We start from the raw sequence: 11,835 nt of genomic DNA, 5'->3' as shown, positions 1-11,835 counted from the left end.
GCCTGACCGACGATGTGCGCGGCTCGAAGGGCGCATCCTCGCTGAGCTTCATCAAGTCGCATTTCCGCGACTACGGCATGCTGCTCTCGCTCCTGGCGATCATGCTGTTCTTTCAGGTCATGACCGACGGCACACTGCTGAAACCGCTCAACCTGACCAATCTGATCCTGCAGAACAGCTATATCGTCATCATGGCGCTCGGTATGCTGCTGGTCATCGTCGCCGGCCATATCGACCTCTCGGTCGGTTCGGTGGTCGGCTTCGTCGGCGGCCTCGCCGCGGTCCTGATGGTGCGCTACGGCGTCCACTTCGTCCCGACCATCATCATCTGCCTGATCGTCGGCGGGCTGATCGGTGCGGCGCAAGGCTATTGGGTGGCCTATTTCAACGTGCCGTCCTTCATCGTCACGCTTGCCGGCATGCTGGTCTTCAAGGGGCTGACGCTCGCCCTGCTCGGCGGCATGTCGGTCGGCCCGTTCCCGCCGACCTTCCAGAAGCTTTCCTCCGGCTTCATCCCGGACCTGTTCGGGATGGACGGCTTCAACCTGACCGCGCTCTTCCTCGGCGTGGCCTGTATCGTCGCGATGGTCTATTTCAGCCTGAGAGGCCGGGCTAACCAGCTCCGTCACGGCGTCGAGACCTCGCCCTTCACACTGTTCGCCGCCAAGAACGCGCTGCTCGCCCTGCTCATCCTCGCCTTCTGCTATCAGCTCGCCACCTATCGCGGCCTGCCGAACGTGCTGGTGATCATGTTCCTGCTGATCGCCCTCTACGCCTTCGTCACCAACCGCACCGTGATCGGCCGGCGCATCTACGCGCTCGGCGGCAACGAGAAGGCGGCGCGGCTCTCCGGCATCAAGACCGAGCGCCTGACCTTCCTGACCTTCGTCAACATGGGCGTCCTCGCCGGCCTCGCCGGACTGATCTTCGCCGCGCGCCTCAATACCGCGACGCCGAAGGCGGGCCTCGGTTTCGAGCTCGACGTCATCGCCGCCTGCTTCATCGGCGGCGCCTCGGCCTCCGGTGGTGTCGGCAAGGTCACCGGCGCGGTGATCGGCGCCATGGTCATGGGCGTGATGAACAATGGCATGTCGATTCTCGGCATCGGCATCGACTATCAGCAGGTCATCAAGGGCCTGGTCCTGCTCGCTGCGGTTTCGATCGATGTCTACAACAAGAAGAAATAGCTCCGCCATGCGAAGGGTCCGCCTCGCTGCGATGCTGCCGGCTAGCCGCGTCGCGCCGAACGGGGCGGGGTGAGCGCATCATGAACTCGCCGCAAGCCGGCCTCGTCCTGTCGATGCCTTCCCGCTCCGCACATGACCTCGTCGTGCATGGCATCGGCCGTCGCATCGTCGCCGGCCAGTATCCGATCGGCAGCACCTTGCCGGGTGATGCCGACCTGATGGAGCGCTTCTCCGTCTCACGCTCGGTCCTGCGCGAAGCGCTCAAGACACTCGCCGCCAAGGGGCTGGTCGAGCCGAAGACCAAGGTTGGCACGCGCATTCTCGAAGAGAAGCGCTGGAACATGTTCGACGCCGATATCCTGAGCTGGCGCTTGCAGCGCGGCGCCGATGCGCCCTTTTTCGAGAACCTGTTCGACATCAGGCAGGCGCTCGAGCCCCTGGCGGCCGCCTCGGCCGCGCTGCGCCGCAGCGACGAGGACATCTGCCGGATCGAGGCGGCCTGGCGCCGCATGGGGCCGCCCGACCAGACGCGCGATGGCTTCACCACCGCCGATCTCGCCTTCCATCGCGCCATCCTCGACGCCTCCGGCAATCCCTTCCTGCATTCGATCGGCTCGGTCATCGAGACGGCGCTCGCCGCCGCCTTCGCGCTGAGCGCGCCGGTCGACGATCCCGAGCGCTTCGCGCTGGCGCTGCGCCAGCACCGCACGATTCTCGATGCGATCATCGCGCGCGACGCCGACGCCGCGAGCGCCGCCATGACGATCGTCATCATCGAAGGCACGCGCTGGACCAGCATGGAAACGCAGATGGCGCCAGGCATTGCGATCTCGCTCAAGCTGTTCGGCCGCTGACCGCACCGCTCTCACGCTTTCCATTTCCTCTCGACCGGACATTCGATGACACCGCAGAGCGCTATCCAATCCGTCCTGATCACCGGTGCCGGAGGCAATCTCGGCCGCAAGCTAGCGGCTCACCTGCTCGCCAGCTCTTGGTGTCGGCGCGTCGTCGCGGTCGATCGCCTGATCGTTTCCGATCTGACGGACCCGCGGCTGGTCTGGATCGAGGCCGATCTTGCAGATCCACAAGACGCGCGCTGGCGCAAGGCCCTGCAGGGCATCGATGCGGTCGTCCACCTCGCCGCCAGCAATCCTTTGCCGGACGCGCCATGGAGCGATTCCTGCGTCTCCTTCGACATGACGCTGCATCTGCTCGAGGCAGCCGCTCAAGCTGGAGTGCGGCGCTTCGTCTTCGCCTCCTCCAACCACGCTATGGGCCAGTACAAGGACGAGCCGCTGGCAGGCACGATCGGCCCCGGCGGCTTGCGCACCGACCTACCGCCCGGCCCGGGCACGCGCTTCTTCAACGGCCACGAGATCGTGCAGGGCTTCGCCTATGGCGCCTCCAAGCTGATGGGCGAACGCGCCTGCTGCGCCAAGGCCAACCTGTCCGGCGGCAGGTTCACCACCGTCTCGGTGCGCATCGGCTGGTGCCAGCCGGGCGCGAACGATCCGCACACCCTCAACACCTCCGGCCTGCCCGGCGAGGAGCCCGGCGCCGGCGAAGAGGCCGAACGCGATCTGCGCTGGTTCCGCAATATGTGGCTGTCCGACCGTGACTATGCCGCCGTCATGGAAAGAGCATTGCTGGCGGATGCGGCCGGCTGGCCAGCGCCCGGCATCGTCGTCAACGGCATGTCGGCCAACACGGGCATGCCCTGGAGCCTCGCGGAAAGCGAGACGCTGATCGGTTACCGGCCCAAGGATGACGTCTGGGCCCACCTTGATTGAGCTCAGACGTCATCAGGATCGAAGTGCGCCGGGCTACCTCGTCAGGCCGCAGCCAGTTCGCGCGTGGCGAAGTCGCCCTTATCGAGGCGCGTGATGAGCGCCGCGAGTTCGGCCGTCTCGGCTTCGGTCAGGTCGGTCAGTGGCGCGCGCACCGGGCCGGAGTCGCGGCCGATCACACGCATGCCCGCCTTGATGATCGAGACGGCGTAGCCACGCCTGCGATTGCGGATCGCAATCAGGGGCAGGATGAAGTCGCGCAAGCCGGCCTGGACGGTCGCCCGGTCACGCCGGCGCACGGCGGCGTAGAACTTGGTCGAGAACTGCGGAACGAAGTTGAACACGGCTGAGGAATAGGTGTTCACACCCATTTCGAGATAGGGCAGGGCGAAGGTCTCGGCGGTTGGCAGGCCGCCGACATAGGTCAGGCGGTCGCCCATCTTCAGGTGGATGCGGGTCATCAGCTCGATGTCGCCGACGCCGTCCTTGAAGCCGACGAGATTGGGATTGCGCTCGCAGAGCCGCGCCAGCGTTTCCTCGGTCAGGATCGCGTTGTCGCGATTGTAGACGATCACGCCCAGCTTCGTCGCCTTGCAGACGGCGTCGATATGGGCGGCTAGCCCGTCCTGCTCGGAGGAGACGAGATAGGGCGGCAGCAGCAGGATGCCGTCGGCGCCGGCGCTTTCGACCTCTTTGGCGAGCTCACAGGCGATCTGTGTGCCGTGGCCGACGCCGGCGAGCACCGGCACCCGCCCGGCCGTCGCCGAGACGGCGGTCGCGACGACCTTGAGCACCTCCTGCGGCGAGAGCGAGAAGAACTCGCCCGTGCCGCCCGCCGCGAAGAGGCCGGCGACCTCGTAGCCGCAGAGCCAGTCGAGATTGGAACGGTAGCGCGCCTCGTCGAAGGTGTTGGCGGCCGTGAACGGCGTCACCGGAAAGGACAGCAAACCGTCGCCGATCTGCCTTGCCATCTCCTGCGGCGTGAACTTGCTCATCATCTCGATCCCTCGCTGGCTATGCCGAAGCAGTAGAGCAAGATCGATGCGTGTTGAGACCAATCACTGGATCGATCGATCCAATCGTTGAATAGTTTCGCTGGTCTCGGCGATCTCCCGCGCCAGCGCGGTGACGATCGGCACCAGCGGATTGTCGTTGTCGTCGCGGCTGACGAAGAAGAGCTCGGCCGGACGATGGCGCGGCAGGTCGAGCGGTCGCAGCGCGACGCCGCTGAAACGCAGGTTGACTGCCGTTTCCGGCACGAGCGCGACGCCGACGCCGGAATGAACCATGGCGAGCATGGAGTGGATCTGCGCCAGGTGCTGGACATAGTTCGGCACGAGGCCGGCGCGCGAGAACAGCTCGACGAGCAGGTCGTGGAAATAGCGCGCCTCATAGGGCGCGTACATGATGAAGGGCTCGCCAGCGAGATCGGGCAGCGCCACGCTCTCAGCCCGCGCCAGGGCGTGGCCGGCGGGAACGGCGGCGATCAGCGGCTCGGTCATCACCCGGAAGGCGTTGAGGCCGCGGCGCGGGATCGGCGGGCGCAGCAGGCCGATGTCGATCTCGTCGGAGTCGAGCCGCTTGAGCTGGTCGCCGCTGACCATCTCCTTCAGCGCGACCTCGACATCGGGCAATTCGCGCCGGCAGGCGGCGACCAGCCTCGGCACATAGGAATAGGCCGAGGTCGCGGTGAAGCCGATATTGATCGAGCCCGCCTTGCCGTTGGCGACGCGCTTGGCGAGGAGGGCGGCGCTCTCGGCGAGCTTGAGCAGCCGGCGCGCCTCGGAAAGGAAGCTCTGGCCGGCCGGCGTCAGCTTCACAGTGCGGTTGCTGCGCTCGAGCAGCACGACGTCCAGCACCCGCTCGAGGATCTGGATCTGCCGGCTGAGCGGTGGCTGGGTCATGTTCAGCCGCGCCGCGGCGCGGCCGAAATGCAGTTCTTCCGCGACGGCGACGAAGCAGCGCAGCTGGCTCAGCTCGAACATGTCCCTCCTCCCGCGCGGCCTCTGCGATGGAGCCGCAGCGTCGGGCCGGCGTCAGTTCTGGATCGTGATCCCGGCCTTTTCAATGATGTCCTTGAATTTGGCGAGCTCGGCGACCGACTTTGCTTTGGCTTCCGCCCCGGTCGAGGGCGTCGGCGCCGCACCGAGTTCCTCGAAGCGCGAGACGACTCCCGGGTCCTTGAGGATCGCCTGCATCTCCTTGGTGAGGCTGTCGCAGATCTCCTTCGGCGTGCCTTTCGGCGCGAGGAAGCCGTTCCAAGAGCTGATGTCGAAGCCCGGCAGGGTCTCTGCCAGCGGCGGGATCTCGGGCGCGATCCTGGCCCGGTCGACCGTGGTGACGGCGAGGCCACGCAGCGTTCCGGCCTTGTAGTGCGGATAGGGCGAGGTGAAATTGTCGAAGGAGAGCTTGACGTTGCCGGCGACGACATCCTGCACCAGCGCGGCCGAGGAGCGATAGGTGACGTGCTGCATCTTCACGCTGGCGAGCTGCATGAAGAGCTCACCGCAGAGATGGATCGAGGTGCCGATCCCCGAGGAGCCGAAATTCTCCTTGCCCGGATTGGCCTTGAGATAGGCGATCAGCTCCGGAACCGTCTTGGCCGGCAGGGAAGGGTGGATGCAGAGAAAGTTCGGCTGCGAGGACGACAGCGAGAGGAACTCGAAATCCTCGATCGCCCTGAAGGGCAGCTTGTCCTTGTAGAGGTTGGGGTTGATCCCGTGCGTCGAGACCGTCGTCATGCCGATCGTGTAGCCATCGGGCGTTGCATGGGCGAGTGCGGCGACGCCGGTATTGCCGCCCGCGCCCGCCCGGTTCTCGATGACGAAGGCCTTGCCCAGCCGCTGCTGCAGCTTCTCGCAGATAATCCGGCCGATCACGTCGGTGGTGCCACCGGCACCGAACGGGATGATGACCGTGACAGGTTTCGCCGGATAGCTTTGCGCGAAGCCTGACCGCGCAAGAAAAGGCGCCGCGAGCGCCCCCCCTGCGAGTCCGAGCGCCCCGCGGCGTGTGATCGATCTGGTCATGCTGGTCCTCCCCGAGATGGTGCGCGGCTTTTGCCGTCTGCAATCGAAGATTAGGGGGATGGCCGGCGCGGGCAAGGCTTCCGGCGCTATCGCGCAATCCAAAAACGGTATCGTTCCATTGCCAAACTAATTCATTGCGGCATCGTGCCTGACCTATCCTCCGCCTCACAGGGCAGCATCCAGACTGTCCGCCAGCGCGCACCGGCCAGGCTCGGCCAGGCCGCCTCCGGAGGAAAGAGCGACCATGTCCAGATCTTCGTTCCGTCCGTCGTTGGCTCTCGCAAAGGGCCTCATACTTGCCGCGCTCGCGGGCCTTGGCCTCGCAGCAGGGCCTGCCGCGGCCCAGAACTTCGAGCGGCCCGTGCGTATCATCGTACCCTTCGCGCCGGGCGGTACCTCGGACATCCTTGCCCGCCTGATCGGGCCCAAGCTCTCGGCCGCGATCGGCCAGCCGGTCGTGATCGAGAACAAGCCGGGCGCCGCCGGCAATCTCGGCGCCGACACGGTCGCCAAGGCTCCCGCCGACGGCCATACCCTCCTGCTCATGGATGTCGGCTCGCTGGCGACCGCGCCGAGCCTGTTCTCCGATCTCACCTACGACCCGGCTAAGGATCTCGCGCCGGTCAGCATGGTGATGTTCGGCCCCTACGTCCTCGCCGTGCATGAATCGGTTCCGGCCAAGACCGCGCAGGAACTCGTCGCCTATGCCAAGGCGAATCCGGGCAAGCTCGCCATGGCCAATTCTGGCGTCGGCGCTGCCAACCACATCACGGCGGTTTCGATGGCCAAGGAACTCGGCATCACCTGGAAGAACGTGCCGTATAAGGGCGGCGCCGCCGCCTCGCGCGCTGTCGTCTCCGGCGAAAGCACCGTCATCATCAACGGCTCCACCGCGACGCTGCCCTTTGTCGCCAACAAGCAGCTCGTTGGACTTGCCGTCACCGGCGAGGAACGCATCTCCGGCATCCCGACCTTCAAGGAAGCCGGCCTGCCGGGCGGCGATGCCGGCACATGGCAAGGCATCTTGACCACGGCCAAGACACCGCCGGCGGTGGTCGCGCGCCTCAATGCCGAGATCGGCAAGATCCTGCAGGATCCCGAGATCAAGGCCAAGATCGCCGAGCAGGGCGGCGTGGTGAAACCGGGTGCGCCGGCCGAATTCGCCGACTGGCTGAAGAGCGCCACCGAGCGCTGGGGCGGCATCATCCGCGAAGCCGGCATCAAGGGCACGAACTGACGGTGGCGCGGCCGATGACCCGGCTCCGGATCGACTGGCAGGACGTCCTGCTCGGCGCCTTCCTCGTCGCGGTGGCGCTGGGGGCGCTCTACGCCACCCACACCCTGTCGGTCGGCCATGCCGCCGATATGGGGCCGGGCTACATGCCGCGCGTCGTCTCGCTCGCTTTGCTCGGCTTCGGCCTGTTCTTCCTCGGACGCAGCGTCAGAGGTGTGGCTGCCAGCATCGAAGCGGTGCGGCTGCGGCCGCTGCTCGCCGTACTGGCCGCGGTCGGCGTCTTCGCATTGACGGCGGAGCGGCTCGGCCTCGCCATCGCGTCGGTCGTCACCGTCCTGCTGGCCGGGTTGGCGACCCGCGAGACGCGGCCGCTGGAAAGCATGGGCTTTGCGCTGCTGCTCTCGGGCCTGGCCGCGTTGCTGTTCGTCAAAGTCCTGGCCCTGCCGGTCCCGCTTTGGCCCCGCTGAGCGCGCCATGGAACTCTTCGACAATCTGCTGATCGGCCTGTCGACGGCGCTGCAGCTCAAGAATCTCGGCTTCTGCCTGATCGGCGTTCTGATCGGCACCGCGATCGGGGTCCTGCCCGGGATCGGGCCGATCCCGACCATCGCCCTCCTGCTGCCGTTCACCTTCGGCATGGAGCCGGCGGGCGCGATGATCATGCTCGCCGGCATCTTCTATGGCGCGCAATATGGCGGCTCGACCACGGCGATCCTGGTCAACGTCCCCGGGGAGACCTCCTCGGTGGTAACTTGCCTCGACGGGCATCAAATGGCCCGGCAAGGTAAAGCCGGGCTGGCGCTGGCGATCGCCGCGCTCTCCTCCTTCTTCGCCGGCACGGTCGCGACCATCGTCATCGCCCTGCTCAGCGTCCCGCTCGCGGCGTTGGCGCTGAAATTCACGGCAGTCGAGTATTTCAGCCTGCTCGTGCTCGGGCTGATCGCCGCGGTGGTGCTGGCACATGGCTCGGTCGCACGGTCGCTCTCGATGGTGCTGCTCGGCTTGCTGCTAGGGCTCGTCGGCATCGACGTCAGCTCGGGTGCGGCGCGCATGACCTTCGGCATCCCGGAATTGTCCGACGGGCTCGACTTCGTGCCGGTCGCGATGGGGATGTTCGGGCTCGCCGAGATCATCGCCAATCTCGAGCGCCCGGCCGAGCGGCATGTCGTCCACCAGACGGTGCGCGGCCTCATTCCGAGCTGGGTCGACCTCAAGCAGGCCTTTCCCGCCATGGTCCGCGGCACGGCGCTGGGCTCGGCGCTCGGCGTGCTGCCCGGCGGCGGAGCGGCGTTGCCTCCCTTCTCCTCCTATGCGCTGGAGAAGAAGCTGGCCAAGGACCCGTCGCGCTTCGGCCATGGCGCGATCGAGGGCGTCGCCGGGCCGGAGGCGGCCAACAATGCCGGCGCGCAGACGAGCTTCATCCCGCTGCTGACCCTCGGCATCCCCGCCAATGCGCTGATGGCGCTGATGATCGGCGCGCTGATGATGCAGGGCATCCAGCCCGGCCCGCAGATCATGCGCGAGCAGCCGCAGCTCGTCTGGGGCGTGATCGCCTCGATGTGGGTCGGCAACCTCATGCTGCTGGTGATCAACTTGCCGCTGATCGGCCTCTGGGTCTCGATGCTGAGGATACCCTACCGGCTGCTGTTCCCGGCGATCGTGCTGTTCTGCTGCATCGGTACCTATGGCATCGCCAACAGCCTGTTCAACGTCTGGCTGATGCTTGGCTGCGCTGCGGTCGGCTACTTCTTCATCAAGGTCGGGGTCGAGCCGGCGCCGCTGCTCCTCGGACTGGTCCTCGGGCCACAAATGGAGGAGTATTTCCGCCGCGCCATGCTGCTCTCCGACGGGGATTTCTCGGTCTTCCTGACACGCCCGATCAGTGCCGGCCTGCTCGCCGTCGTCGCGCTGCTGCTCGTCGCCATGCTGTCGCCGGTGGTCGTCCGAGGGCGTAAGCAGGCTCTGGCCGAATAGCGCCACTGGCTGGCACCGGATCAGCCGGAGCCAAGGCTCTCAGCTGCTCGTTCATCACTGCATCCGGCCGGCCCGTCCCGTGACGGGATCGCGATAGGTCCGATGCAGGCAGCCCTCGTTCTGCTCGCAGGCCAGCTCCGCTGACACGAGGAGCCAGGAGAGGCCCAATCCCGTCAGAAGATGCAGGATGATCAGCACCTGGCGCAGACATGCGAGAGCCCGGCCGCTGCCATGTGCCGTGATCTCGCCACTGCGTCGAGAATCTGCCGCTGGTACAGGGCGAGCGGGGATCATGATCCCAATGCGCCATTCAGCAGGAACATCGCGTAGGGCGTCGAAAGTGCCAGGGCGCAGCAAAGGACCCGCCGAAGCATTGCAGCGGTTGCGGAACGCCTCGCGACATAATCGAGGAGATCGTGCGCGGCTGGCCGAAGATGTGGCTGGCTCGATGGTAGGGAATGCATGACATCCATCTATGTGGGAATAATTCCCACATAGATGGATGTCAGAAGCGGCGCAAGAGCTGCGCTGAAATTTGTGGGATTGTGTCCCACTTGGATTGACGCTAACAGAAGCGTCATGACGGACGCTGCGCCCGGCCCCACTGCCGAGAAGCTTTATCCGCCGCTGGCACGGCTGCTGCGGCCGCTCGTTCGCCTCTGCATCCGGGCCGGCATGACCTTTCCGGCGCTGTGCCAGTTGCTTCGGGAATTATATGTCAACGTGGCGGAGTACGATTTCGCCCTGCCCGGGAAGGAGCAGACCGACAGCCGTGTGAGCCTGTTGACCGGCATCCATCGCAAGGAAGTCAGCCGCCTGCGCGGCGCCGGCGCCCCGGTCAACGCGGTGCCGGCGGCAGTGTCCCGAACTGGCGCCATCATCGCCCGCTGGCTCGCCTCGTCACGCTTCTGCGACGCAGCCGGAACGCCCTTGCCGCTGCCGCGCAGCACGGAGGGGACGGGCCCGTCCTTCGAGGAGCTGGTCTCGTCCGTGACGCGCGATGTGCGGCCGCGTGCGGTTCTCGACGAGTGGCTCGATCGCCGGGTCGTCACGATCGACGCGGAAGACCGGATCGTGCTGGCCGAGGCTGCCTTCATCCCGCAGCACGGCGACGACGAGAAGCTGTATTATTTCGGCAGGAACCTGCACGATCACGTTGCCGCCGCGACGGAGAACGTGCTCGGATTGAAGCCCGCCTTCCTGGAGCGCTCGGTCCATTATGACGGCCTGTCGGCCGAGCTTGCCGAGAAGCTCGAAGCCCGCTCGCGTGAACTCGCCCTGGAGATGCTGCAGCGCATCAACCGGGAAGCGCATGCGGCCAGCGAGACCGACCGCGGCGGCGAGCATCGCTGGAACTGCGGGGTTTACGTCTTCCGGGAGCGGGACGGCCGCGCAAACGACGAAAGCGGGCAGGGATGAGCTCGCGGCCCGTACTGACACGCCGGGCGGTTCTCGCCTCGCTGGGGGCAAGCGTCGCGTCGCTGCATCCCGCGATCGCCGCGCCGGAGAAGCCGCGCGACGTCGGCATCGGCGGCACAGGCTTTGCGCCGGAGGGGCAGAGCGGCGGCGACCGCGGCATCGGCGGCACCGGCTTCGTCGGGACGATCCAGCGCTTCGGCAGCATTGTCGTGAACGACCGGCGCATCGCCTATGGGCCGGATGTGCCGGTCACGATCGACGGGCGGGAGCGCAGCGTCCGCGACTTGCGCATCGGCCATGTCGTACGTGTCGTGGCGCAGGCGGATTCAGCCGGGCTCGTCACGCAAGCGATCCGGGTGGAGCGCGAGGTCGTCGGCCCGGTCACCGCCGTTTCCAGCGATGCCATCGAAATCCTCGGGCAGAGGGTTCAGGTCGCAGGAACAAGGCCGCCGGGCGCATGGCGTAAGGGCCAGCAGTTGGCCGTCAGCGGCCTGCGCCGACTTGACGGGTCGATCGCCGCCAGCCTGATCGAGCGCAGCGAGCGCGCTCCGCCAAGGGTTCTGGGCGTTGTCGAACGGGACGAAGACGGCTTCTGGATCGGCGGCCTCAAGCTGGTCGAGGTCGACCAGGCCGTGGTCGGTCGCCGCGTGGCCTTGACGGGGCGCCTCGCACGCACTGGCTTCCTCCCTGCCCGGATCGACGTCGCACCTGCGCTTCCGGTGGCAGGCTCGGTCTCGATCGAGAGCTATATCAAAGCCCGCGACGGCCACCTGCTGCTCGGCTCCGGCCTCTCCGTGCGCAGCGACGCCTTCGCGTATGACCTCTCTCCATGGGAGGAATTCCGGGCGGTGCTCGATGGGCGTTTCGGTCTCGATGGCGCGCTCAGCATCGACAATATCCGCTTCGCCAGGACGAATGGCGAAGGCGAGGGGCATTCCGGTGGCGCTCCCGGACAGAGCGGCTTCGGACCGGGCGGTTTCGGGCCCGGTCCTGCCGGACCTGGCGGGTTCGGCCCCGGTCCCGGTGGAGGCTTCGGGGGGCCGGGGGGTGGTAGCGGTGGCGGTCCTGGCGGCGGCCCCGGTGGTCTTGGCGGCGGGCCGGGCGGTGGCCCGGGAGGTGGTGGCCCGGGAGGCGGCGGCCCCGGCGGCGGTGGTCCGGGCGGTGGTGGTCACGGAGGGGGCGGCGGACCAGGTCGCTAGCCCCTA

Annotated in this window: 12 protein-coding genes; 8 read left to right on the top strand and 4 right to left on the bottom strand. The window is 66.9% G+C overall.

Features of this window, described 5'->3' with window-relative positions; genetic code table 11:
• Positions 1-2: 2 nt before the first annotated feature.
• The 3 genes from mmsB to AC07O0_RS19925 all read left to right on the top strand — a co-directional run bounded on the left by mmsB (position 3) and on the right by AC07O0_RS19925 (position 2,977).
• Positions 3-1,187: a multiple monosaccharide ABC transporter permease gene (gene mmsB, locus AC07O0_RS19935; RefSeq protein WP_494625463.1), complete on the top strand. Its 1,185-nt coding sequence runs from the start codon at positions 3-5 to the stop codon at positions 1,185-1,187.
• Positions 1,188-1,267: 80 nt separating this feature from the next.
• Positions 1,268-2,041, top strand: coding sequence for a FadR/GntR family transcriptional regulator (locus tag AC07O0_RS19930; protein WP_494625415.1), 774 nt, complete (start codon positions 1,268-1,270; stop codon positions 2,039-2,041).
• A gap of 45 nt (positions 2,042-2,086) precedes the next feature.
• Positions 2,087-2,977, top strand: coding sequence for an NAD-dependent epimerase/dehydratase family protein (locus AC07O0_RS19925; RefSeq protein ID WP_494625414.1), 891 nt, complete (start codon positions 2,087-2,089; stop codon positions 2,975-2,977).
• Between the two features lie 41 nt (positions 2,978-3,018).
• On the opposite strand, the gene kdgD is transcribed toward AC07O0_RS19925, so the two are convergent.
• The 3 genes from kdgD to AC07O0_RS19910 form a co-directional block, all read right to left on the bottom strand.
• Positions 3,019-3,969, bottom strand: a complete 951-nt coding sequence (gene kdgD / locus AC07O0_RS19920) for a 5-dehydro-4-deoxyglucarate dehydratase (RefSeq protein WP_494625413.1) — start codon at positions 3,967-3,969, stop codon at positions 3,019-3,021.
• Between the two features lie 63 nt (positions 3,970-4,032).
• Positions 4,033-4,959, bottom strand: coding sequence for a LysR family transcriptional regulator (locus AC07O0_RS19915; RefSeq protein ID WP_494625412.1), 927 nt, complete (start codon positions 4,957-4,959; stop codon positions 4,033-4,035).
• 51 nt (positions 4,960-5,010) lie between these two features.
• Positions 5,011-6,003 (bottom strand): Bug family tripartite tricarboxylate transporter substrate binding protein, encoded by a 993-nt coding sequence (locus AC07O0_RS19910; RefSeq protein WP_494625411.1) that lies wholly within the window; start codon positions 6,001-6,003, stop codon positions 5,011-5,013.
• 361 nt (positions 6,004-6,364) lie between these two features.
• On the opposite strand from AC07O0_RS19910, the gene AC07O0_RS19905 reads away from it, so the two are divergent.
• From AC07O0_RS19905 to AC07O0_RS19895, 3 genes are read left to right on the top strand one after another with little or no spacing between them, the layout of a single operon-like run.
• Positions 6,365-7,240: a Bug family tripartite tricarboxylate transporter substrate binding protein gene (locus AC07O0_RS19905; RefSeq protein ID WP_494625410.1), complete on the top strand. Its 876-nt coding sequence runs from the start codon at positions 6,365-6,367 to the stop codon at positions 7,238-7,240.
• A gap of 14 nt (positions 7,241-7,254) precedes the next feature.
• On the top strand, positions 7,255-7,704 hold the full coding sequence (locus AC07O0_RS19900; protein WP_494625409.1) for a tripartite tricarboxylate transporter TctB family protein: 450 nt from the start codon (positions 7,255-7,257) through the stop codon (positions 7,702-7,704).
• Between the two features lie 7 nt (positions 7,705-7,711).
• Complete coding sequence (locus AC07O0_RS19895) at positions 7,712-9,211, top strand: tripartite tricarboxylate transporter permease (RefSeq protein WP_494625408.1); 1,500 nt, start codon at positions 7,712-7,714, stop codon at positions 9,209-9,211.
• A gap of 54 nt (positions 9,212-9,265) precedes the next feature.
• Here AC07O0_RS19895 and AC07O0_RS19890 read toward each other — a convergent pair whose 3' ends face one another.
• A complete protein-coding gene (locus AC07O0_RS19890) occupies positions 9,266-9,409 on the bottom strand; it encodes a hypothetical protein (RefSeq protein WP_494625407.1) in 144 nt (47 codons plus the stop codon).
• Between the two features lie 381 nt (positions 9,410-9,790).
• On the opposite strand from AC07O0_RS19890, the gene AC07O0_RS19885 reads away from it, so the two are divergent.
• Together AC07O0_RS19885 and AC07O0_RS19880 are read left to right on the top strand one after the other, a co-directional pair.
• Entirely contained in the window at positions 9,791-10,630 is an 840-nt protein-coding gene (locus AC07O0_RS19885; RefSeq protein ID WP_494625462.1) for a DUF6502 family protein, read from the top strand.
• Positions 10,627-11,829 (top strand): DUF5666 domain-containing protein, encoded by a 1,203-nt coding sequence (locus AC07O0_RS19880; protein WP_494625406.1) that lies wholly within the window; start codon positions 10,627-10,629, stop codon positions 11,827-11,829. Before AC07O0_RS19885 ends, AC07O0_RS19880 begins: the two co-directional genes overlap by 4 nt.
• Positions 11,830-11,835 lie beyond the last annotated feature (6 nt).

This window comes from Allobosea sp. GW821-FHT10B12, from assembly GCF_059415545.1.
Note: the sequence above shows the minus strand (reverse complement) of the source record. Positions and strands in the feature narration are given on the sequence as shown.

Coding starts and splice junctions, on each gene's coding strand:
- AC07O0_RS19930 (WP_494625415.1), top strand. CDS start 1,268: ATGAACTCGCCGCAAGCCGGCCTCGTCCTGTCGATGCCTTCCCGCTCC.
- AC07O0_RS19900 (WP_494625409.1), top strand. CDS start 7,255: ATGACCCGGCTCCGGATCGACTGGCAGGACGTCCTGCTCGGCGCCTTC.
- AC07O0_RS19885 (WP_494625462.1), top strand. CDS start 9,791: ATGACGGACGCTGCGCCCGGCCCCACTGCCGAGAAGCTTTATCCGCCG.
- AC07O0_RS19880 (WP_494625406.1), top strand. CDS start 10,627: ATGAGCTCGCGGCCCGTACTGACACGCCGGGCGGTTCTCGCCTCGCTG.
- AC07O0_RS19910 (WP_494625411.1), bottom strand. CDS start 6,003: ATGACCAGATCGATCACACGCCGCGGGGCGCTCGGACTCGCAGGGGGG.
- AC07O0_RS19925 (WP_494625414.1), top strand. CDS start 2,087: ATGACACCGCAGAGCGCTATCCAATCCGTCCTGATCACCGGTGCCGGA.
- kdgD (WP_494625413.1), bottom strand. CDS start 3,969: ATGAGCAAGTTCACGCCGCAGGAGATGGCAAGGCAGATCGGCGACGGT.
- AC07O0_RS19895 (WP_494625408.1), top strand. CDS start 7,712: ATGGAACTCTTCGACAATCTGCTGATCGGCCTGTCGACGGCGCTGCAG.
- AC07O0_RS19915 (WP_494625412.1), bottom strand. CDS start 4,959: ATGTTCGAGCTGAGCCAGCTGCGCTGCTTCGTCGCCGTCGCGGAAGAA.